The 22,155-nt window shown below is 69.9% G+C and carries 19 protein-coding genes; 13 read left to right on the forward strand and 6 right to left on the reverse strand.

The genetic code is table 11. The features are described from left to right. Window positions 1-56 precede the first annotated feature (56 nt). The gene (locus ITP53_RS39975; RefSeq protein ID WP_195900676.1) at window positions 57-1,850 is read left to right on the forward strand and encodes an ABC transporter ATP-binding protein; all 1,794 of its coding nucleotides are present in this window, start codon (window positions 57-59) and stop codon (window positions 1,848-1,850) included. 92 nt (window positions 1,851-1,942) lie between these two features. Here ITP53_RS39975 and ITP53_RS39980 read toward each other — a convergent pair whose 3' ends face one another. Beyond that, complete coding sequence (locus tag ITP53_RS39980; protein ID WP_195900677.1) at window positions 1,943-2,404, reverse strand: helix-turn-helix domain-containing protein; 462 nt, start codon at window positions 2,402-2,404, stop codon at window positions 1,943-1,945. Window positions 2,405-2,469: 65 nt separating this feature from the next. Here ITP53_RS39980 and ITP53_RS39985 point away from each other — a divergent pair, with 65 nt between their 5' ends. The 3 genes from ITP53_RS39985 (at window position 2,470) to ITP53_RS39995 (ending at window position 6,185) form a co-directional block, all read left to right on the forward strand. Next, complete coding sequence (locus tag ITP53_RS39985) at window positions 2,470-3,696, forward strand: MFS transporter (protein WP_195900678.1); 1,227 nt, start codon at window positions 2,470-2,472, stop codon at window positions 3,694-3,696. A 118-nt stretch (window positions 3,697-3,814) separates the two neighbouring features. Beyond that, entirely contained in the window at window positions 3,815-5,173 is a 1,359-nt protein-coding gene (locus ITP53_RS39990; RefSeq protein ID WP_195900679.1) for a cytochrome ubiquinol oxidase subunit I, read from the forward strand. Window position 5,174: 1 nt separating this feature from the next. Beyond that, complete coding sequence (locus ITP53_RS39995) at window positions 5,175-6,185, forward strand: cytochrome d ubiquinol oxidase subunit II (protein WP_195900680.1); 1,011 nt, start codon at window positions 5,175-5,177, stop codon at window positions 6,183-6,185. A 71-nt stretch (window positions 6,186-6,256) separates the two neighbouring features. On the opposite strand, the gene ITP53_RS40000 is transcribed toward ITP53_RS39995, so the two are convergent. Together ITP53_RS40000 and ITP53_RS40005 are read right to left on the reverse strand one after the other, a co-directional pair. Beyond that, window positions 6,257-6,763, reverse strand: a complete 507-nt coding sequence (locus tag ITP53_RS40000) for a flavin reductase family protein (protein ID WP_195900681.1) — start codon at window positions 6,761-6,763, stop codon at window positions 6,257-6,259. Further along, window positions 6,760-7,797 carry an LLM class flavin-dependent oxidoreductase gene (locus tag ITP53_RS40005; protein WP_195900682.1) on the reverse strand — a complete coding sequence of 346 codons (1,038 nt, stop codon included), beginning with the start codon at window positions 7,795-7,797 and terminating at the stop codon, window positions 6,760-6,762. Before ITP53_RS40005 ends, ITP53_RS40000 begins: the two co-directional genes overlap by 4 nt. Window positions 7,798-8,153: 356 nt before the next feature. On the opposite strand from ITP53_RS40005, the gene ITP53_RS40010 reads away from it, so the two are divergent. The 3 genes from ITP53_RS40010 to ITP53_RS58385 all read left to right on the forward strand — a co-directional run bounded on the left by ITP53_RS40010 (window position 8,154) and on the right by ITP53_RS58385 (window position 10,623). After that, window positions 8,154-8,561, forward strand: coding sequence for a winged helix-turn-helix transcriptional regulator (locus ITP53_RS40010; RefSeq protein WP_195900683.1), 408 nt, complete (start codon window positions 8,154-8,156; stop codon window positions 8,559-8,561). A 156-nt stretch (window positions 8,562-8,717) separates the two neighbouring features. Further along, complete coding sequence (locus ITP53_RS40015; protein WP_236051669.1) at window positions 8,718-10,028, forward strand: N-acetylmuramoyl-L-alanine amidase; 1,311 nt, start codon at window positions 8,718-8,720, stop codon at window positions 10,026-10,028. Continuing rightward, entirely contained in the window at window positions 10,000-10,623 is a 624-nt protein-coding gene (locus tag ITP53_RS58385; protein ID WP_236051670.1) for a hypothetical protein, read from the forward strand. The genes ITP53_RS40015 and ITP53_RS58385 overlap by 29 nt, the downstream gene beginning before the upstream one ends. Here ITP53_RS58385 and ITP53_RS40020 read toward each other — a convergent pair. Next, window positions 10,586-11,482 (reverse strand): MurR/RpiR family transcriptional regulator, encoded by an 897-nt coding sequence (locus ITP53_RS40020; RefSeq protein WP_195900684.1) that lies wholly within the window; start codon window positions 11,480-11,482, stop codon window positions 10,586-10,588. The genes ITP53_RS58385 and ITP53_RS40020 overlap by 38 nt on opposite strands. Window positions 11,483-11,534: 52 nt before the next feature. After that, window positions 11,535-14,117 (reverse strand): alpha-glucan family phosphorylase, encoded by a 2,583-nt coding sequence (glgP, locus tag ITP53_RS40025; protein WP_195900685.1) that lies wholly within the window; start codon window positions 14,115-14,117, stop codon window positions 11,535-11,537. 244 nt (window positions 14,118-14,361) lie between these two features. On the opposite strand from glgP, the gene ITP53_RS40030 reads away from it, so the two are divergent. The 5 genes from ITP53_RS40030 to ITP53_RS40050 all read left to right on the forward strand — a co-directional run bounded on the left by ITP53_RS40030 (window position 14,362) and on the right by ITP53_RS40050 (window position 20,316). Further along, entirely contained in the window at window positions 14,362-16,437 is a 2,076-nt protein-coding gene (locus ITP53_RS40030; RefSeq protein WP_195900686.1) for an alpha-1,4-glucan--maltose-1-phosphate maltosyltransferase, read from the forward strand. 75 nt (window positions 16,438-16,512) lie between these two features. After that, window positions 16,513-18,216, forward strand: a complete 1,704-nt coding sequence (gene treS / locus ITP53_RS40035; protein WP_195900687.1) for a maltose alpha-D-glucosyltransferase — start codon at window positions 16,513-16,515, stop codon at window positions 18,214-18,216. A 3-nt stretch (window positions 18,217-18,219) separates the two neighbouring features. Continuing rightward, window positions 18,220-19,566, forward strand: a complete 1,347-nt coding sequence (locus tag ITP53_RS40040; RefSeq protein WP_195900688.1) for a maltokinase N-terminal cap-like domain-containing protein — start codon at window positions 18,220-18,222, stop codon at window positions 19,564-19,566. Window positions 19,567-19,690: 124 nt separating this feature from the next. Then, complete coding sequence (locus tag ITP53_RS40045; protein WP_195900689.1) at window positions 19,691-19,924, forward strand: hypothetical protein; 234 nt, start codon at window positions 19,691-19,693, stop codon at window positions 19,922-19,924. Further along, complete coding sequence (locus ITP53_RS40050; protein WP_195900690.1) at window positions 19,924-20,316, forward strand: type II toxin-antitoxin system VapC family toxin; 393 nt, start codon at window positions 19,924-19,926, stop codon at window positions 20,314-20,316. The genes ITP53_RS40045 and ITP53_RS40050 overlap by 1 nt, the downstream gene beginning before the upstream one ends. Window positions 20,317-20,434: 118 nt before the next feature. Here ITP53_RS40050 and ITP53_RS40055 read toward each other — a convergent pair whose 3' ends face one another. Next, window positions 20,435-21,286 (reverse strand): NAD(P)-dependent oxidoreductase, encoded by an 852-nt coding sequence (locus tag ITP53_RS40055; protein ID WP_195900691.1) that lies wholly within the window; start codon window positions 21,284-21,286, stop codon window positions 20,435-20,437. 145 nt (window positions 21,287-21,431) lie between these two features. Between ITP53_RS40055 and ITP53_RS40060 the strand changes: the two genes are divergently transcribed. Continuing rightward, the coding region (locus tag ITP53_RS40060; RefSeq protein WP_328817293.1) for an AfsR/SARP family transcriptional regulator at window positions 21,432-22,155 on the forward strand (724 nt) is incomplete at its 3' end.

The following is a 22,155-nucleotide window of genomic DNA, read 5'->3' on the forward strand; positions in this document are numbered from 1 at the left end:
GGGGGCTGGGACGAAGCCGGGGACGCGGACGGCGTGCCGCACGGGGAGGTGGTTCGATGAGCGGCGGTTCGCTGCCCGTCGCCGAGACCGCCCAGGTACGCAGGGCGGCGCTCCGGTTGATCCGGCTGGACGGTCGCGCCTTCGCCGTCATGGTGGTGCTCAACGCGCTGGCCGCCGGCGCGGGGCTGGCCGGCCCGTGGCTCCTCGGCCGCATCGTCGACGCGGTCAAGTCCGGCGCCGGGGTGGGGGCCGTGGACCGGCTGGCGCCGGCCCTCATCCTGTTCGCGCTGGCCCAGCTCCTCCTGGCGCGCTACGCCCGTTATGTCGGGCATCGCTTCGGCGAGCGTACGCTGGCCCGCGTCCGCGAGGAGTTCACCGACCGGGTGCTCGCGCTGCCCGTCTCGGCGGTCGAGCGGGCCGGCACGGGTGACCTGACGACCCGCGGCACGGCCGACGTCGCCGCGGTCGGCGGCATGTTGCGCGACGCGGGTCCCGACATCCTCATCGCCGCCGTCCAGGCCCTGCTGGTGCTGGGCGCGGTCGTCGTCCTCGACCCGCTGCTTGGCGCGTGCGGGGTGCTCGGCCTGGTGGGCATCTGGTTCGCCACCCGCTGGTACCTGCGCAGGGCCGTACCGGCGTACCTGGACGAAGGGGCCGCCAACTCGGTTCTGGCCGAGGAGCTCTCGGCCACCGCCGCGGGGGCCCGTACGGTGGAGGCCCTCGGTCTGCGGCGGCGCCGCATCGCGGCGTGCCAGGAGGCGATCGACCGGTGCGGGGAGACCCGTACCAGGACGTTGTTCCTGCGCAGCGTGCTCTTCCCGATCGTCGACATGTCGTACGTCATCCCCGTGGTCGCCGTACTGCTGGTCGGCGGCGCGCTGCTCGGGCAGGGCGCCACGACGCTCGGCACGGTGGTAGCCATTGCCCTCTACCTGCGGCAACTCGACCAGCCCCTCGACGTCATCCTCCTGCACATGGAACGGCTCCAGCGCAGCGGCGCCTCCTTCGCCCGCGTGGAGGGCGCCGGCCTGACCCCGCGGGCGGCCCCGGCGCCCTCCTCCCCCACACCCGTCGACGACCGGCTCGAGGTGTCCTGCGTGCGCTTCGCCTACGACGGCGGAACGGACGTGCTGCACGGCGTGGACCTGACCGTCCGGCCGGGCGAGCGGCTGGCGATCGTCGGCCCGTCCGGTGCGGGCAAGACCACGCTGGGGCGATTGCTGGCCGGCATGGACGTCCCGCGGACCGGCTCGGTGACCGTCGGGCGGGTCCCGGTGGCCGACCTCGACCCGGGCCGGTTGCGCGAGCGCGTCATGCTGGTCACGCAGGAGCATCACGTGTTCCTGGGCACCGTACGGGACAACCTCCAGATCGCCGCGCCCGCCGCCACCGATGACGAGCTCCGCGCGGCGCTCGCCGTCGTCGGGGCCGGCTGGCTCCGCGACCTGCCTGACGGTCTGGACACCGAGCTGGGTCACGTGGGTCACCGGCCCGACGGTCTGGACAACGAACTGGGGCATGGGGGTCACCGGCCCGATGGCGCGCAGGCCCAGCAACTGGCTCTGGCCCGCGTGGTGCTGGCCGATCCGCACACGCTGATCCTCGACGAGGCCACCGCCCTCCTGGACCCGGGAACGGCCCGGCACACTGAGCGCGCGCTGGCCGGCGTACTCGCGGGTCGTACCGTCATCGCGATCGCCCATCGCCTCCAGACCGCGCACGACGCGGATCGGGTGGCCGTCATGCTCGACGGCCGGCTCACCGAGCTCGGCACCCATGACGACCTGGTGGCGGCCGACGGCGCGTACGCCGCACTGTGGCGCTCCTGGCACGGCACCACGCCTGACTGAGCCTGGCCCATGCACCGGACTGAGCCTGGCCCGGTCGGTGGTCACGCGCCGGACTGAGCCTGGCCCCGCCGATCAGGGCCCGGGCTCGGCCGTCAGGGCGCGGGCTCGGCCGGGTGGCCCAGGATCAGGACGAGCGCGTCCAGCAGGCGCTGCCAGTCGGCCTCGTCCAGGTCGCGTCTGAGCGGAGCGGCGACGGCGGCGAGCGCGTCGACCAGCATGCCGCGTACGGTCCGGTCGTCCTCGCCCAGCAGCCCGGCCAGCGTCCCGACCTCACGCCGGAACCGGCGGCTCCGCGAGAACTCCAGCAGGGACGGCGGCGGGGCCGGTGTGGCGCCGTCCGTGCCCGGGTCCGCGAAGGTGATCACCAGCCGGGTGCCGAGGGCCTCGGCGAGCCGGTCGAGGGCGGAGACGGTGGGGTTGCCCCGGCCGTTCTCCAGGTTGGCCACGTAGGGCACCGACAGCGCCGCGTCGGTGGCCACGGACGCGACGGTCCGGCCGAGTGCCGCCCGGCGGCCGCGCAACCGCCGGCCCAGTTCCGCATGATCCACGCTCATATCTTGACAGAATAGCCGATAGCCGATTCTCTCTTGAGGGAATAGTCCAATCGAAGGGGAGAACGATGACGCGGGTGCTGCGAATACGGGACTTCCGGCTGCTCTGGACGGCCAGGGCGGTCGCGGGACTCGGCACGAGCATGCTGGTCGTCGCGATTCCTGCCCACGTCTACGCCGTCACCGGCTCGGTGCTGGCCACCGGGATCACCCTGGCCTTCGAGTACCTGCCGTCGCTGCTGCTGGGGCCGTTCGCCGGGGCCATGGCGGACCGGTGGGACCGCCGCCGCCTGATGATCGCCACCGACCTCGTCCACGCGCTGGCCATCTCCGTGACGCTGCTCGCCACGACGCCAGAAACGATCTGGCTCGTCTACGTGGCGGTGCTCGGGCAGGGTTCGGCCGCGGTGGTCTTCCGCCCCGCCTCGCAGGCCCACACCCCCGCCGTGGTGGGCACGGGCCCGGAGCTGGCCGGTGCGAACGCCCTCAGCGCCGTCACCACCGGCGTGGTCGGGCTCGTCGGGCCGCCGATCGGCGGACTGCTGTTCGCGTTCTCCGGGATCGGCGCGGTCATAGCCGCCAGCGCCACCGCCGGCCTCCTGTCCGCGGCCACCATCGCCAGATCCTCCTCCCACCGCCAGGCCCCGGCGACCGCCACCAGGGCTCAGCCGGCGACCGCCGTCCGGGAGGTGCTCGCCGACATCCGGCAGGGGCTGCGTCACGTCGGGCGGGCCGCGGCGACCCGGGGCCTGCTCGCCGCGAACAGCGTCTACCTGCTGGCGAACGCGGCCTTCACCGCCCTCCTGATCCCGTTCGGTGTGACGCAGTTCGGCGGCAGCGTCCAGGTCGGCTACCTACTGTCCGCGCTGGGGCTCGGACTCCTCGCCGGCGCCCCCGTCAGCCGCAGGCTCGCCGACCGCGACGCCACCAGGGCCACCGTCGCCGCGAGTCAGGCACTCGTCGCCGTGGCCTTCGCGCTGCTGTTCAACAGCACGTCGCTGCCCGTCGCACTGGCCGCCGCGTTCCTCCTCGGGCTGCCGGCGGTGACCGTGACGGTCTCCGTGTTCACCTGGGTGCAGCGGACGACCCCGGAGGGCTTGCTCGGCCGGGTCAGCGCGGCGTTCCTCACTCTGGAGGCCGCCGCGACGATGCTCGGGGCCTTCGCCGGCCCCGCCGTGAGTGAGGCGTTCGGCATGCCCGCGGCGCTCAACGCCGCCTGCGTGGTCACGCTGCTCTCCGTCCCGCTCACCCTCTGGCTCGTCCCCCGCCGCCCGGCGGCCCTGGAAGTGGGCTGACCTCACGTTCTGGTAGGGAAGCACCGCGACAAGCACGCCATAAGTACAGCGTTTGTGGAAAGGGGGAGGAGATGTCGGGGGCGGCAGTACCCCTGTCCGGAAATCCTGTGGGGGACTGATGTTCGCGTTGATCGATGTCAACCCGGCCGATCTCGGCGCCGCGCGGATGCAGATGGCGCTGTCGCTGGGCTGGCACATCGTCATCGCCTGCCTGGGTGTGGGCATGCCCGCCATCACACTGCTCGCCGAGTGGCGGGGGCATCGCACCGGCGACGTCCACTATCGGCTGCTGGCCCGGCGCTGGGCCAGGGCGCTCGGTGTGCTGTTCGCGGTCGGCGCGGTGTCCGGGACGATCCTGTCGTTCGAGATGGGGTTGTTGTGGCCCGGGTTGATGGGCGTCTACGGCGAGGTCATCGGCCTGCCGTTCGCGCTGGAGGGCATCGCGTTCTTCATCGAGGCCATCTTCCTGGGCATCTACCTGTACGCCTGGGACCGCCTTCCACCGGTCGCGCACCTGCTGTCCGGCATCCCGATCGTGCTGGCCGGGGTGGCCAGCGCGTTCTTCGTCGTCACCGCCAACGCCTGGATGCAGCAGCCCACCGGCTTCGACATGCGGAACGGCAGGATCGTGGCGGTCGATCCGTGGGCGGCCATGTTCAACCCGGCCACGCCGCCCCAGACCACGCACATGATCCTGGCCGCGTTCATGGTCGCCGGGTACGGCATGGCGAGCGTCTACGCCGTCGCCATGCTGCGCGGCCGGCGTGACCGCTACCACCGGCTCGGCCTGCTGCTCCCACTGACCGTCGCCGCGATCGTCACGCCGGTGCAGATCGGCGTGGGCGACTGGGCCGCCCGCTTCGTCGCCGACAACCAGCCGGTCAAGCTCGCCGCCATGGAGGGGGTCTTCGAGACCCAGCGCGGGGTCCCGCTGCACCTGGGCGGCATCGCGGTCGACGGCGAGCTGCGGTACGCGCTGGAGATCCCGTACGGGCTCTCCCTGCTCGCGCACTGGAAGCCGGACGCCGAGATCATCGGCCTGAACCACACGCCGCCGGCCGACCGGCCGCCGGTCAACGTCGTGCACTGGGCGTTCCAGATCATGGTGGGGCTGGGCTTCGCCCTGCTGGCCCTGGCCGCCTGGCTGGCGGTGACCTGGCGGCGACGACGAGACCTGCCGGACTCGCCGTGGTTCCCGCGCGCGGTGGCCGTCTCGGGCGTGGCCGCGGTGCTGGCGCTGGAGGCGGGCTGGGTCGTCACCGAGGTGGGCCGCCAGCCGTGGATCGTGTACGGCGTGTTGCGCACCGCGCAGGCCGTCAACCCGGCGCCCGGCCTCGTGTACGGGTTCGTCCTGGTGACGGCGGTCTACCTGGTGCTGACCGTGGCCACCGTCTACGTGCTGCGCCGCCTGGCCCGCGACGTCCCCGTGCCGATCGCGCCCCAGGAACGCGACGTCACCGACTACAGGGTCACCTGACATGCCGTTGCCAGAGATCATGATCGCCGTCATGTGGATCGGGCTGACCGCGTACGCGTTGTTCGGCGGCGCGGACTTCGGCGGCGGGATCTGGGACCTGCTGGCCGGCGGCGCCGTGTCCGGGCAGCGGCAGCGGGCGCTCGTGGAGCACTCCATCGGCCCCGTCTGGGAGGCCAACCACGTCTGGCTGATCTTCGTCATCGTGCTGATGTGGACCGGCATCCCGTCGGTGTTCGCCGCGGTCGCCTCCACCCTCTACATCCCGCTCACGCTGGCGGCGCTGGGCATCATCGGCCGTGGCGCGGCGTTCGCGTTCCGCAAGGTGTCCACCGAGTTGTGGCAGCGCCGCCTCTTCGGCGCGACGTTCGCCTTCTCCTCCGTGGCGACCCCGTTCTTCCTCGGCACGGCGGCCGGCGCGATCGCCTCGGGCCGGGTACCGCCGGGTATCGCCAGGGGCGACCTGGTGGGCAGCTGGCTGAACCCCACCTCCCTGGTCGCCGGGGCGCTCGCCGTGGGCACGGCCGCGTACCTCGCCTCGGTCTACCTGGCCCGCGACGCCCAGCGCACCGGGGACGCCGCCCTGACGGAAGCCTTCAGGAACCGCGCGCTGGGCTGCGGCATCGTCGTCGGCGCGCTCTCGGCCGCGGGCCTGCTCGTCCTGCGGGCCGACGCGCCCGCCCTGTTCACCGAGCTCACCACGGGTCGCGCGATGCCGCTGCTCCTGCTCTCCGTGGCCGCGGGCCTGGCCTCCCTCGCCCTCCTGTGGAACCGCTCCTACCTCGCCGTACGCCTCACCGCCGCCCTGGCCGTGACGGGGTTGCTCTGGGGGTGGGGCGTCGGCCAGTATCCGACCCTGCTTCCCGGAGTGATGTTGCGCGAGGCGGCCGCCACCAGCACCGTCCTGGCCGCCACCCTGGGCGCGCTGGCGGTGGGCGCGCTGCTCCTGCTGCCGTCCTTGTGGTGGCTGTACGCCACCTTCCAGCGCGAGCACACCGCCCCACCCAAATCATGATGAGTTACCGATGGCAGGTCAGCGCCGTGACGAGCAAGGCATCGACCGCCTCGACAGCCTCACAAGCCCACTTACTGGCCGGGGTGTGCGGTCACGATGTGGTAAGTGCCCGAATGGAATACCAGCGGCTCGCCGCCGTTGGCGTCGTAGTTCTGCACCTCGCCGATGAAGATCACGTGGTCACCGGCCTCGACTCGGCGGACAGTGCGGCACTGGAAGCGCGCCACCGCGCCTTCGATCAGGGGGAGGCCGCCGATACCCGCCCTGATGGCCACGCCCTCGAACTTGTCCCGCACCTCCTGCGCCGACGTGGCGAACCGACGCGATAGGTGATGCTGGTCGGCGGCGAGCACATTGACCGCGAAGTACGTCGCGTTCTCCAGCTCAGGGAGGCTGGAGGCCGTCTTCGACGGGCACCAGGAGACCAGCGGCGGATCCAGTGACACGGACGTGAACGAGTTCGCGGTGACCCCGATCTTGCCCCCGTCGGGCCCACGCGCCGTGATCACGGTGACTCCCGTCGGGTACTGGCCCAGCGCGTGCCGGTAGTCGCCAGCGGCGAACCGTACCGGGCTCATGAGCCTTCGCGGCCGTTGATTTCGGCGCGCACCTGTGGGGCGACCTCCGTGCCGAGTAGCTCGATCGAGGCGAGCACGTCACGGTGCGGCATGCCACCGATGTCCATCTGGAGGAACTGGCGGCGGTGACCGACGTGCTGGTGGAGGTCGATGATCCGCTCGGCGATCTCAAGGGGGTCACCGGCGAAGACCATCCCGCCGGGTGAGTAGTTCGCCTCGACCGCGTCCCAACTGGTCGGGATGGACCGGCCGGCGAGGGCGAACGACGCGATCTCGTGTCGGTGGAACCGCTGCTTGGCGGCGAGTCCATCGCGGCCGACGAAGCCGTGACTGGCGACGGAGATCTCGAGTAGCTCTGGGTTGACACCGGCCTCGTCGGCGCTCTGGTGGTACAGCGCCCCGAACCGGGCCCAATGCTTGGGCGTACCGTTGAGCGCGCCATAGGAAACAGGCAGGCCGGCAGAACCGGCCCGGATCGTTGATTCGGGATTCCCACCGGTGCCGAGCCAGATCTTGAGCGGCTTGTCGGGGCGAGGGACGACCAACGCCTCCATGAGCGACGGCCGGAACGGACTCTCCCAGCTGACCCGCTCATGGGCGTTGATCGCCAACAGTAGACCGAACTTGTCGGCATAGAGGCGGTCGTAATCGTCAAGGTGGTAACCGAACAACGGGAAGGACTCCGTGGAGGAACCCCGACCGGCGATGATCTCCACCCGTCCGCCACTGACGATCGCGGCGGTGGCCGCCTGCTGGTACAGCCGGATCGGGTCGTCGGTCGACAGCACACTCACCGCCGTCGACAGTGTGATCTTCGACGTGATGGCCGCCGCGGCGTTGATGACCGATACGGGTGAGGACACCGGCACCCGCTCGTGGTGGTGCTCGCCGACTCCGAAGAAGTCGAGACCCACCTCCTCGGCGACGCGGATCTGCTCAAGGACGTTCCGCACCGCCTGCGCGCTGGTGACCATGTTGCCCTCGGAGTCGCGTCCCGCCATGCCGAAGCTGTAAGCGCCGAGCTCGAAGCTCATGCGCACATCACCTCTCCGGCAGTGCGACGAAGTCGGCTTTCGGACTGTGGCCGGCCAAGCGGGACGACGGGGGACAGCCCGCGGCCGAAGACGCGTGCGATCCCTGGACGGACGCCGCTACCGACTCCGGCGATGGCGAAAATGGGCATGCGAGTGCTCTCTCTCAGTCTCTGAATGAATAGTTCGCAGTTCACCGCACGGTGCGTGGCGGTGCCTGGCCCGAAGGCGTGATCGCGTGATGTTCTCAGCGACGCCGATCGTTTCGTGGTTACTAGCCGTTCCCTAGTATCTTGAGAGAACCGGGAGCTCTGGGTCAATCAGGCACTTTTCGATGCCCCGGTTCCTCGGAGGTAACCATGACCGACGCCGCGTCCACCGCTCCCCCGACATTCCCGCCCAGTCAGTTCTCTGGCGGTCCGGGGTGCCGAGCGCGCGAGGTCTTGGATCTCGTCGCCAACAAGTGGTCACTCGGTGTCGTCGATACGCTCGGCGCGGGCCCGAAGCGGTTCACCGAGCTCAAACGCTCCATCGAGGGCATCAGCCAACGGATGCTCACGGTCACTCTGCGCGGTTTGGAGCGCGACGGGATCCTCACCCGCACCGTCTACTCCGTCATGCCGCCCAACGTCACCTACGAACTCACCACCATGGGAAAGACGCTCCTGGATGCGACGCGTCCCGTCGTCCAATGGAGCCTTGACAACATCCCGGCGATCGATACGGCTCGCGCTGAGTTCGACAGCAGAGCGAACCGGGCACCCTGACCAGATCATGGACTGACTGGCACCAGACCACACCGCGGACTTCCCGCTCCCGGCGTGGCCAAAGGTGAAAAATAGCTTCGCAAAGATCTCGCCTGCGAAGGAAAATGTTGAGACGCTGAACCACACCACGCGCACCCCCAGCCCAAGGAGTGGTTCATGCGCCGACTATTGGCGATCTCCCTCGTCGCCATGTTGCCCGTGAGCATCATGACAGCGGCTCACGCCCAGGAACCCGGCGATCGACAGCAGGCGTTCGCGGCGGCCGCGGAAGAGTTCCAGGTGCCGGAGAGCGTGCTGCTCGGCGTCTCCTACCTCGAGTCCCGCTGGGACGCCCACGCCGGCCAGCCGTCCAGCGATGCCGGGTTCGGGCCCATGCACCTGACGGACGCCGCCGCCTTCACCGGATCCAACCACCACGACGCGGGCGAGGAGGATGCCCGCGGCGATGAGAGCCGGCCGTTGCCCCCGGCCGCGGCTCCGCCGGCGCCCGCCGACATCCCCGCCTCGCTCCGTACGATGGAGAAGGCCGCCGAACTGACCGGTGAGAGTCGCGAGCGGCTGCGTACGGACGACGGCGCCAACATCCGGGGCGGCGCGGCGCTGCTCGCCGACTACCAGAAGGCGCTCGGCGCGCCCCTGAGCGACGACCCCGGCGAATGGTACGGCGCCGTCGCCAAGTATTCCGGCGCCGAGGAGGCGGGCGCGGCCAAGTTCTTCGCCGACGAGGTCTTCGCCACGATCGAGCAGGGCGCCCAGCGGACGACGGACAACGGGCAGACGGTCAGGCTGCCGGCGGTCCCCGGGCTGAGCAAGATCGAGAAGTGGCTGGAGAAGCTCGGCCTGCGCCCGGCGCGGACCGACGGCGTGGAGTGCCCCGCCTCGATCTCCTGCGAGTGGATCCCCGCGGCGTACCAGGAGCTCCCGGGGAACGACTACGGCCACTACGACCTGGCGAACCGCCCGGTCAGCCAGAAGATCGAGTACATCATCATTCACGATATGGAGGGATATTTCCTGCCCTCCATCCGCCTCAACCAGGACCCCAACTACGGTGCGAGCTGGCAGTACTCCATCCGCTCCACCGACGGCCACATAGCCCAGCACATCAAGTCCAAGGACGTCGGCTGGCAGGCCGGCAACTGGTACATCAACTCCAAGTCCATCGGCCTGGAGCACGAGGGCTTCCTGGCCCAGGGCGGCACCTGGTACACGGAGGCGATGTACCGCTCCTCCGCCCGCCTCGTCCGCTACCTGGCGCTCAGGCACGGCGTCCCGCTGGACCGCGCCCACATCCTGGGCCACGACAACGTCCCAGGCACGCTGCCGACGACCGTCCAGGGCATGCACGAGGACCCCGGACCGTTCTGGGACTGGGCACTACTTCCAGCTGATGGGCGCCCCGCTGCACCAGTTCGGCGGCCCCAGGTCCGGCTCGATCATGATAAAGCCGGACTACGCGACGAATAAGCCGTACTTCTACGGCTGCGACGGCACGTCCGCCGCCTGCCCGCCGCTCCCGGCCCAGACCGTCTGGCTCCGTACCGAGCCCCGCGCCGACGCCCCGCTGGTCAAGGACATCGGCAAGCACCCCACGGGCGAGTCCCTCTACAGCGTGTACGACCACAGCGCCCGCGCCAGCACCGGCCAGCGCTTCGCCGTGGCCGGCCGCCAGGGCGACTGGACGGCCATCTGGTACCTCGGCCAGAAGGCGTGGTTCCACAACCCGGCCGACGCCCCGACCGCCGTCCCGTCCATGGGCCTGGTGGTCACCCCGAAGCCGGGCAAGGCCACGGTCCCTGTGTACGGGCGGGCGTACCCGGAGCAGGAGGCGTACCCGGAGGGCATCCCCTACCAGGCCGTCACCCCGCTCCAGTACACGTTCTCGGCCGGTGAGAAGTACACCCTCGGAGGTACGGCCGCCACGGAGTACTACCGGGCGGTCACGTTCGACCTGGAGGACCACCAGGTCGTGCGGGGCCAGACGAAGTACCTGCAGATCCAGTTCGGGCACCGCGTGATGTACGTCAAGGCTGACGACGTGCGGGTGACGTTCTCCGGGTGAACTCCTTGACGGCGCGCCTGGTGCTCGCGAGCGCCTCCTGAGAGGAGTCGAACGTACGCTGGGCGACGCCGACGAACACGCAGTCGACGACGAGGAGCTGGCTGATCCTGCTGGCCAGGGCGCCGGGACGGAACTCCGTCTCGCGCCCGGCGGAGATCAGCACGTGTTCGGCCAGCTCCGCGATGGAGGACCGGGGGTTGTTGGTGATCGCCACGGTCGTGGCGCCCGCCTCGGCGGCCCGCGTCAGCGGCTCGATGACGTCGGGCGTCTCCCCCGACGTGCTGATCCCGATCGCCACGTCGCCGGCCCTCAGCAGCACCGCGCTGGTCAGCGCTAAGTGCGCGTCCTGGAACGCGTGGCTGGACAGGCCGATCCGCAGCAGCTTCTGTGCGACGTCCTCGGCCACGAGCCCGGAGGCCCCGACCCCGTAGGCGTCGACCCGCCTGGCCCCGACGATGGCCTCGACGACGAGGCCGAGCCGCTCGGAGGTGAGCTGGGCGACGGTGTCGTTGATCGCCTCGGACTCGGCCCTTGCCACCTTGTGGATGACCTCGGACAGGGGGTCGTCGGGCGCCAGGTCGCCGGGCACCAGCCGGTCCGGCTGCGCGGCCGCCGCCGCCAGCGCCAGCCGCAGCTGCGGATAACCGGCGAACCCGAGCAGCCGCGCCGTACGCACGATCGTCGCCTCGCTGGTCCCCGAGGCGGCGGAGAGCTCCGTGATGGTGCTCCTCGCCACCGTCGCCGGGTCCTCCAGAATGAGCCGGGCGACGGTCTGGGCGGCAGGCGTCAGGGACGGCAGCACACCGCGGACCGTGGCCACCAGAGTGTCGGCCCGCAGGCCGTTCCCGCTGTCGTCCACGGTCCTGATTATGCCGCCTGCTACCGATATCTGAGCCGCTGCCGATCGAGGGCTACCGCAGGGTGCCGTTCGTCATGCCCGCGGGCTCCTCGGGAACGGCGATGAGGCCGAGCTCGGCGGTGGTGGCGGCGAGCGGGTGATACGGCACGACGCGGACGGTGTAGCCGAAGGCACCCGTGTGGTCGAGCGGGACCTTGCCCGTGAAGTGCGCCCGGCCGTCGTCCTCCACCGACTGCACGACCAGCTTCGCGTACGCGGGCCGCGTCAGCTCGTCGTGCGGCCCCACCTTGCCGTACGCGGCCTCCACCAGCACGTCGCCGGCCTCCAGGTCACCCAGCACGACCGTGGCGCGCAGCTCGATGGACGCCCCGACCTCCGGGGTGTCGCCCACGCCCGACGCCTCGACGTGCTCCACCCGGACGCCGGGCCAGGCCTGGGTGACGCGCACCCGCCAGGCGGCGAACGCCTTCGCCGGCGCGTAGGAGTCGGCCGACAGCGAGCGGGCCGAGGCGGCGGCCGGGCCGTAGAGGTCCACGACGTAGTCGCGGAGCATCCGGCCGGCCAGCACCTTGGGCCCCAGCGAGGTGAGGGTGTGCTTGACCATCTCCATCCAGCGCCGTGGCAGCCCGTCGAAGGGGCGGTCGTAGAACCGGTCGGACACCTCGTGCTCGATCAGGTCGTAGAGGGCGGCGGCCTCCAGGTCGTCGCGCCGGTCCGGGTCGGTCACGCCGTCGGCGGTCGGGATCGCCCAGCCGTTGGTGCCGTCGTACCACTCGTCCCACCAGCCGTCGCGGACGGACAGGTTGAGCCCGCCGTTGAGCGCGGACTTCATGCCCGAGGTGCCGGACGCCTCCAGGGGACGCAGCGGGTTGTTCAGCCAGACGTCGCAGCCCTGCACCATGAGCTGGCCGAGCGCCATGTCGTAGTCGGGCAGGAACACGATGCGATGGCGGACGCTCTGCTGGTCCGCGAACTTGACGATCTGCTGGATCAGCTTCTTGCCGCCCTCGTCGGCGGGGTGCGCCTTGCCGGCGATCACGATCTGCACGGGCTTGGCGGGGTCGAGCAGCAGCTCGGTCAGGCGCTCTGGGTCGCGCAGCATCAGCGTGAGCCGCTTGTAGGAGGGCACCCGGCGGGCGAAGCCGATGGTCAGCACCTCGGGGTCGAGGGCGTCGTCGATCCAGCCCAGCTCGGCGTCCGAGGCCCCGCGCTCGCGCCACGACCTGCGCAGGCGTACGCGGGCGCCGTCGACCAGCCGCCTGCGCAGCGCGCCCCTGATCTGCCAGATGTCGGCGTCGGAGATCTTCTGGATCCCCTCCCAGCCCCTGGCCCGCTCCAGCAGCGAGGGCAGCTCGCGCCCGGCCAGCTCCATCAGCTCGCGCCCGACCCAGGTGGGCGCGTGCACGCCGTTCGTGATCGACCCGATCGGCACGTCGGCCACGTCGAACCCGGGCCAGAGGTCCTTGAACATCTCCCTGCTGACCTCGCCGTGCAGCACCGACACGCCGTTGACCCGCTGGGCCAGCCGCATGCCCATGATCGCCATGTTGAACCGGCCGGGATCCCGCTCCGCGCCGAGTGCCAGGATCCGCTCCACGGGCACGGTGGGCCAGGCGTTGGCGCCGCCGAAGTGGCGCTCGATCATGTCCACGGGGAACCGGTCGATCCCGGCGGGGACGGGGGTGTGCGTGGTGAACACCGTGCCGGCGCGTACGGCCTCCAGCGCCTCGTCGAAGGAGAGCCGCGCCTCGGTCAGCTCCCTGATGCGCTCCAGGCCGAGGAACCCGGCATGCCCCTCGTTGGTGTGGAACACCTCCGGCTCGGCGTGGTCCGTGATGCGGCAGTAGGCCCTGATCGCGCGGACGCCGCCGACCCCCAGCAGCAGCTCCTGCATGAGCCGGTGGTCGGTGCCGCCCCCGTAGAGCCGGTCGGTGATGTCGCGGGCGGCGTTGTCGTTGTCGGCCACGTCCGAGTCGAGCAGCAGCAGCGGCACCCGCCCGACCTGCGCCACCCACACCTGCGCGTGCAGCACGCGCCCCTCGGGCAGGCCGATGCGGATCTTGACCGGCTCGCCGTCCGTGTCCTTCAGCAGGCTCAGAGGCAGGCCGCCCGCGTCGAGCGACGGGTAGTGCTCGAGCTGCCAGCCCTCCGGCGAGAGCGACTGCGTGAAGTAGCCGTGGCGGTACAGCAGGCCGACCGCGAGGATGGGCACGCCCAGGTCGCTGGCGGTCTTGAGGTGGTCTCCCGCGAGGATGCCGAGACCGCCCGAATACTGCGGCAGCGCGGTGGCGATGCCGAACTCGGGTGAGAAGTACGCGATGGCGCGCGCGCCGTCGCTCAGCGTCTGGTGCCAGCGCGGCGAGATCATGTACTCGCGCAGGTCGTCGGCGGCGTCGGCGAGACGGCGCAGGAAGCGGCGGTCGGCGGCCAGCTCGGCCAGCCTGGTGGGGGTGACCGCGCCGAGGAGTGCCACGGGGTCGTGCCCGACCTGCTCCCAGAGGTCGGCGTCGACCTCCGCGAAGAGATCCATCGTCTCCGGATGCCAGGACCAGCGGAGATTGTGCACGAGCTCACCGAGTGCGGCCAGCTCCGTGGGCAGGACGGTGCGGACGGTAAACCGGCGGATAGCTCTCACGATTCTGCACCCTATGGGCTAGGAGGGACCTCTGAGACCTTCACCCTCATGAAGGCCGTTCAAACCCCTTCCGGGAACAAGCATGAAGAGGGAGCATTGGGGCAACTTTCCTCATTGTTGGCCTCTCCCGCAGACACACTCGGGAGGTCTATCCACTGCTGTCCACAATTTACATGCAAGGATCGATTCTGCCAGGGAAGCCTCCGGCGGCACCGAGCGTGCCGCCGCATACCCTTGAAATGCGATGATCGGACGAATTCCCATCACGGACATCTCCCCTGTCGTCAACTGCGGGCAGTGGCCCGCCAAGGCGGTCGCGGGCGAGACCTTCCAGGTCTCGGCGACCGTGTTCAGAGAGGGCCACGACGCCGTGGCCGCGGGCGTGGTGCTGACCGCGCCCGACGGGCGGCGCGGGCGCCTCAGACGGATGCGCGAGCTGGCCCCGGGCACCGACCGCTGGGGCGTGGACGTGTGCCTGCCCGCCGAGGGCGACTGGCTGTTCCGTGTGGAGGCGTGGAGCGACCCGATCAGCACGTGGCTGCACGACGCCGAGATCAAGATCCCCCGCGGCATGGACGTCGACCTCATGTGCGAGGAGGGCGCCCGGCTGTTCGAGCGGGCGGCCAAGGCCGTACGCGTGGCGGACTGCCCGAACGGGCAGCAGGAGAGCAAGAAGCCGCGCGCCGGGCAGAACGGCAACGGCGAGGGCGCCTGCGGGCACCGGGCGGCGCTGTTGTCGATCTCCGCCACGCTGCGTGACGAGGAGCTGGATCCGAGAGCCAGGCTGTCGATCGCCCAGCTGCCCGAGACCGCCGCGCTGCTGGACTCGCACCCGTTCCGTGAGATGGTGACGAGGGCCAGGCCGCTGAAGGTAAGGGTGGACCGGCGCAGGGCGCTCTACGGCTCCTGGTACGAGTTCTTCCCCCGGTCCGAGGGGGCGATCGTCAACGAGCTCGGCATCTCCAAATCCGGAAATTTCCAGACCGCTGCCAAGCGACTCCCCGCCATCGCCAAGATGGGCTTCGACGTCGTCTACCTGCCGCCCATCCACCCCATCGGCACCACCTACCGTAAGGGCCGCAACAACACGCTCAGCCCCGAGCCCGACGAGCCCGGCTCGCCGTGGGCGATCGGCTCGGAGGACGGCGGCCACGACGCCGTGCATCCCGACCTGGGCACGATCGAGGACTTCGACGTGTTCGCCGGCCGGGCCAGGGAGCTCGGCATGGAGATCGCGCTCGACTTCGCGCTGCAGTGCTCCCCCGACCACCCGTGGGTCAAGGAGCACCCGGAGTGGTTCACGATCCGGGCGGACGGGTCGATCGCGTACGCCGAGAACCCGCCGAAGAAGTACCAGGACATCTACCCGGTCAACTTCGACAAGGACCCCGAGGGCATCTACGCCGAGGTCAGGCGGGTGCTGCGGCACTGGATGGACCATGGCGTACGCATCTTCCGGGTGGACAACCCGCACACGAAGCCGGTGGGGTTCTGGGAGCGGCTGCTGGCCGACGTCCACACGACCGATCCCGACGTCGTCTTCCTGGCCGAGGCGTTCACCCGGCCGGCGATGCTGCGTATGCTGGCCAAGGTCGGATTCCACCAGTCGTACACGTACTACACGTGGAAGAACTCGAAGGGGGACGTGGAGGGCTATCTGTCGGAGCTGGCCCATGAGACCTCGTCCTACCTGCGGCCCAACCTGTTCGTGAACACGCCGGACATCCTCCACGAATACCTCCAGCAGGGCGGCATCCCGGCGTTCAAGATCAGGGCGGTGCTCGCCGCGCTGACCTCGCCGACGTGGGGCGTCTACTCGGGGTACGAGCTGGGGGAGAATGTTCCGGTTCGACCGGGGAGCGAAGAATACCTAGATAGCGAGAAATATCAGTACAAGCCTCGCGATTGGCTTATCGCCGAGCGCGAGGGCCGGAGCCTGGCCCCCTTCATCACCCAGCTGAATTTGTTCCGAAGAGCGCATCCGGCACTGCAGGAATTGCGTAATCTACGGTTCCACCGGGTCGACCAACCGGACATCGTCTGCTTCTCGAAGCGGCTCCCGGGCGCCTATGACACGGCCACACGAAGGCACGGGCTGGGCGACGTCGTACTGGCGGTGATCAACCTGGACCCGCACCACACCCACGAGGCGACCGTGGATCTCGACCTGCCCGCCATCGGGCTCGACTGGAACGCCGAGTTCGTCGTCGACGACGAACTGTCGGGCGAGTCGTACCGCTGGCGGCAGAGCAACTACGTTCGCCTCGACCCTTACATCCAGCCTGCCCACATTCTCACCGTACGAGCGGCGCCACGGTAGAACATGAATTCAGCGGGGAGTCTTCAACGTGTGTGAAAGCGCCTCCCTCATGAGTCTCCCCGCACGGGGTGGCTCATGAGCTCCACCACGCCCATTCCCAACACCTTCGACGAGGAAAAGCCGCGCGATCCCTACTGGTACAAGCGCGCTGTCTTCTACGAGGTCCTCATCCGGGGATTCGCCGACTCCAACGGCGACGGGACGGGCGACATCAGAGGTCTCATCAGCCGGCTCGACTACCTGCAGTGGCTCGGCGTCGACTGCCTGTGGCTGCTGCCGTTGTTCGAGTCGCCGCTGCGTGACGGCGGCTACGACATCGCGGACTTCATGAAGATCCTGCCCGAGTTCGGGGATCTGGGCGACTTCGTGAAGCTCGTCGACGAGGCGCACAAACGCGGCATGCGCGTCATCGCCGACCTGGTCATGAACCACACCAGCGACGCCCATCCGTGGTTCCAGGCGTCCAGGCACGATCCCGAGGGCCCGTTCGGCGACTTCTACGTGTGGTCCGACACGGACGAGAGGTATCAGGACGCCCGGATCATCTTCATCGACACGGAGACGTCCAACTGGACCTACGACCCGGTGCGCGGCCAGTACTACTGGCACCGTTTCTTCCACCACCAGCCGGACCTCAACTACGAGAACCCGGCCGTGCAGGACGCGATGCTGGAGGTGCTGCGGTTCTGGCTCGACCTGGGCATCGACGGGTTCAGGCTGGACGCGGTGCCGTACCTCTTCGAGGAGGAGGGCACCAACTGCGAGAACCTCCCGAAGACGCACGAATACCTCAAGCGGATCAGGTCGGAGGTCGACCGGCTGTACCCGGACCGGGTGCTGCTCGCCGAGGCGAACCAGTGGCCGTCCGACGTGGTCGAGTACTTCGGCGATCCCGTGGGCGGTGGGGACGAATGCCACATGGCATTCCACTTCCCCCTGATGCCCCGCATCTTCATGGCGGTACGCCGCGAGTCCCGTTACCCCATTTCCGAAATATTGGCGCAAACGCCGAAAATTCCGGAACACTGCCAGTGGGGGATCTTCCTCCGCAACCACGACGAACTGACGCTCGAAATGGTCACGGACGAGGAACGCGACTACATGTACACCGAGTACGCCAAGGATCCCCGCATGCGGGCGAACGTCGGCATCCGCCGCCGCCTGGCGCCCCTCCTGGAGAACGACCGCAACCAGATCGAGCTGTTCACCGCCATGCTCCTGTCGCTGCCGGGCTCCCCGGTGCTCTACTACGGCGACGAGATCGGCATGGGCGACAACATCTGGCTCGGTGACCGCGACGGCGTGCGTACGCCCATGCAGTGGGACCCCGACCGCAACGCCGGGTTCTCCCACTGCGATCCCGGCCGGCTCTACCTGCCGGTCATCATGGACCCGATCTACGGCTACCAGGGCATCAACGTCGAGTCCCAGCAGAAGAACGCCGGCTCGCTGCTGCACTGGACCAAGCGCATGGTCGAGATCCGCAAGCGGCACCCCGTGTTCGGGCTCGGCGGATACGCGGAGCTCAACTCCTCCAACCCCAGCGTGCTGGCCTTCGTCAGGGAGCTGGGCGACGACCGGATGCTGTGCGTGAACAACCTGTCCCGCTTCCCGCAACCGGTGGAGCTTGACCTGCGGAGGTTTGTCGGCGTCTCTCCGGTGGAAACCATGGGAGGCGTACCTTTTCCGGCAATTGGCGAGCTTCCGTATCTTTTGACGCTTCCCGGGCATGGGTTCTATTGGTTCACACTCCCGCCGGCCATCATCCAGGAGGAGTAGGACGTGCTCAATGAGCTCCTTGCCGCATGGATCAGCCGCCAGCGTTGGTTCGGCGGCAAGGGGCGCCCGATCGACGAGCTGTCGATCGACTCGGACGTCGAGCTGACGCCGGGGCTGCGACACCTGATCGTCGCCGTCTGGCAGGAGGGCTCACGCGACCGCTACCAGGTCCTGCTCGGCGAGCGGACCACGCTCCCCGAGCGACTCACCCACGCGCTCATCGGCACGCTCGGGGACGTCTACCTGTACGACGCCGTACACGACGGGGAGCGCACGAGCTGGCTGCTCGACGGCATGGCTCACGACGAGGACCGCAGCGGCCTGCGCATGCGCCACGTCCCCGGCGTCGACGTCGACACCTCGCAGCGCAGCCTCGTACTCGGGGCTGAGCAGTCCAACACCTCGCTCGTGTACGGGGACGCGTACATCTGCAAGCTCTTCCGCCGCCTCATCCCCGGGATCAATCCCGAGCTGGAGATCGTCACCGCGCTGGCCGCCAGGGACGCGCCGCACATCGCGCAGCCGTACGGGTGGATCGAGACCGACCTGGACGGCACGGACACGACGCTGGCGTTCATGCAGGAGTTCCTGGCGACCGCGAACGACGGATGGGGGCTCGCGCTGACCAGCGTGCGCGACCTTTACGCCTCGCTGCCCGAGGTCACGGCGGCCGAGGCGGGCGGCGACTTCGCGGCCGAGTCCGAGCGGCTCGGGGCCGCCACCGCCCGCGTCCACCAGGAGCTGGCGCGCGCCTTCCCCACCGAGGTCATCGAGATCCACGAGCTCAAGCGGATGGCCGAGGGCTTCAGGCGCCGGCTGGGGCGGGCCGTGGTGGAGGTGCCCGACCTCCGCCCCCATGTCGGCACCATTGAACACGCCTTCCACCAGGTGGAGCTGCTCACCAACGAGGTGCCCGTGCAGCGGGTTCACGGCGACTACCACCTGGGCCAGGTGATGCGCACGCCCACCGACTGGGTGGTGCTGGACTTCGAGGGCGAGCCCGGGCAGCCCCTGTCCGAGCGGCGGGCGCTGTCGTCGCCGCTGCGTGACGTGGCGGGCATGCTGCGCTCCTTCGACTACGCGGCCAGGCACCTGCTGGCCGACCGCTCCCAGGCCGGGCCCTCTCTGGAGCCGCGGGCCCAGGAGTGGGCGGACCGCAACCGGGCCGCCTTCCTCGACGGATACGCCGAGGGCGGCGGCGTGATCACGCGTGCCGACGCGGCGCTGCTGCGGGCGTTCGAGCTGTCCAAGGCGGTGTACGAGGTGGTCTACGAGGCCAGGAACCGGCCCCTGTGGATGTCCATCCCGCTGGCCGCCTTCCGCCCGCGCACCGACCTCGGGCCCGCCTAGCTACTCCTCCTGCCGAGCCGGCCACCGCGCGCTGGGCATGAGCAAGTCGTCCATCAGCAGCGGGGCGTTTTCGTGCGCCGCGCAGGGTCTTGTCGCGTAAGACAAAGCGTCTTACGCTAGCTACATGACTGACACCATCACCATCCGCACCGACTCGGAGACCGAGCACGCCCTGGATGTTCTCACCCATGACGGCAGCTCACGCTCGGCGGCCATTCGCCAAGCCGTGCTCGAAGCCGCCCTGCGCAAGGAGCGAGCCGCCGCGATGCGTCGCGCCGTCCTGCGGATGCCGCTCGGCGAACCGGATGGCATCGACATCGCCGCGGAGATCGCCCACAGCCGGGAGAACGAGCGTTGATGATCTATCTCGACTCGGCCGCCGTCGTGAAACTCGTCCACGCCGAGGCCGAGTCGCAGGCATTGCGCGACTGGCTCGACGAAAGGGCGGAGACCGGATGGACGAGTTCGGTTCTGGTGGAGATCGAATCATTGCGCGCCCTGGCACGCTACGCCCCGGAAGCCGTTGCCCGACTCCCCCTGGTCCTCGATCTGATCGAGTTGGTCGAACTGGACGCCGGCATTCGTGTTCTGGCCCAAGTCGTGAAACCGGTGACCGTACGAAGCCTGGACGCCATTCATCTGGCAACAGCTCTCCGCCTCCGCTCCCAGCTCACCTCATTCGTCACGTACGACAAACGCCTCGCCGATGCCGCCCACGGGGCCGGACTGACCGTCGACATGCCCGCCTGAGACATCCCGCGCCCGCCGTCCGGGCACGGGCGGTCAGGCCCTCGCGCCGGCCCCCCGCGGGCGTCACCGCGGCCTTCCCGCCGCAGGCGTCATACCGAGGGAGATCGGGTTCGGCCGTCTAGAGCTCCTCGATGAGGCCGGACAGTCCTTCGTGGGCGAGGCCCCTGGCCACGCGCCTGTCGATGATCGTCTTCATCGGCAGCAGCAGGTCCAGCCCGACGCCCTGCTCGGCGAAGGCGCGCGCCAGGTTCTCCATGCCCGCCCTGTTGACCTCCAGGTTGGAGACCTCGGTGCGGTGGTCGCCGGACTCGATCTTCTCGGCCCAGACGGGCTGCTGCGCGGCCATCGCGTTGAGCCACGGGACCAGGAGTTCGGCGGTGAAGTCCTTGAGCGGGTACTTCGCCGACGTCACCAGCGCCGCGGCCTCAAGGAAGCCGGCGATCTGGCCGTACATGCCGGTCAGCATGGCCAGATCCAGCAGTGCGGCCATGCCGGGTTCCGCCCCCACGTAGCGAGGCCGGGCCATGGGGGCGAACGCCTGCTCGTACCGGTCGTAGGCCTGCTCAGAGCCGCTGTAGAGGATGAGGGCGCCGGGTGTGGCGATCATCTGGGGCACGGCCATGATGCCGCCGTCCAGGTACTCGGCGCCGCGTTCGGCCACCCACGACGCCATCTCACGGGCCTCGGCGGGGCGGCCGGTGGTGAGGTTGGCGACGACGCGGCCGTCAAGGGAGGCGTCCCGCAGGATGTCCTTGGTGGCCGGGTAGTCGAGCACGCAGACGATCACCAGCGAGGCGGCCTCGACCGCCTCCGCCGGGGTGACCCCTCGGGTGGCCCCCTTGGCGACGAGGGGGGCGGCCTTGTCCGCCGTACGATTCCACACGGTGACGCGGTGTCCGGCGGCCAGGAGGCTGTCGGCGAGGGCGGCGCCCATGAGTCCGAGCCCAAGAACGGAGATATTTTCCGACATTTCGTTGTTCCTTCTTCAATGGGTGATGTGTTCACCCTGCACACCCGTGGTTATGGCCTGATTCGGAGTCGGTTATGAGGGGACAGACACGGCCCGGCCCACCGACCGGTCCGTACACCCGTCATGGGCTGGGTCGGGGTCGAGGGTGAGCGGGCAGGTGCGGTTCGGGGTGCTCGGTCCGCTGGCGGTGTGGGCGGGCGGTGGGGAGCCGGTCCAGGTGATCGAGGTCAAGGTGCGGGCGCTGCTCGCCGGCCTGCTGATCCACGCCGGCCGGCCGGTGTCCGCCGACCGCCTGATCGACGACCTCTGGGGCGCGCGGCCGCCCGCGAACGCGCTGGCCGCGTTGCGGGTCAAGGTGTCCCAGTTGCGCCGGGCGCTGGGTGAGCGGGAGCTGGTGGCGTACCAGGCGCCGGGGTACGCGCTGCGGGTGGGGCCGGAGTCCGTGGACGCGGGCCGGTTCGAGGCGCTGATCGGGCACGCGCGGCGTACCGGTGGCCCGGGGAAGAGGGTCGCGCTGCTGCGTGAGGCGCTCGGTCTGTGGCGTGGGCCCGCCTATGCCGAGTTCGCCGACGAGCCGTTCGCCCGGGCCGCCGTCTCTCGGCTGGACGAGCAGCGGCTGGTGGCGGTGGAGGAACTGGCCGAGGCGCGGCTGGAGCTGGGTGAGCACGGGCTCGTGGCGGCCGAGCTGGCCGAGCTCGTGGGCCGGCATCCGCTGCGGGAGCGGCTGCGCGCCGTACATGTGCGGGCCCTCTATCAGGCGGGGCGGCAGAGCGAGGCGCTGGCGGGCTACGGCGACGTACGACGGCGCCTGGCCGACGACCTCGGCGTCGACCCCGGCCCCGAGCTGTCGGCCCTCCACCAGGCGATCC

This window comes from Nonomuraea cypriaca, assembly GCF_015645445.1.
Taxonomy (GTDB): domain Bacteria; phylum Actinomycetota; class Actinomycetes; order Streptosporangiales; family Streptosporangiaceae; genus Nonomuraea; species Nonomuraea cypriaca.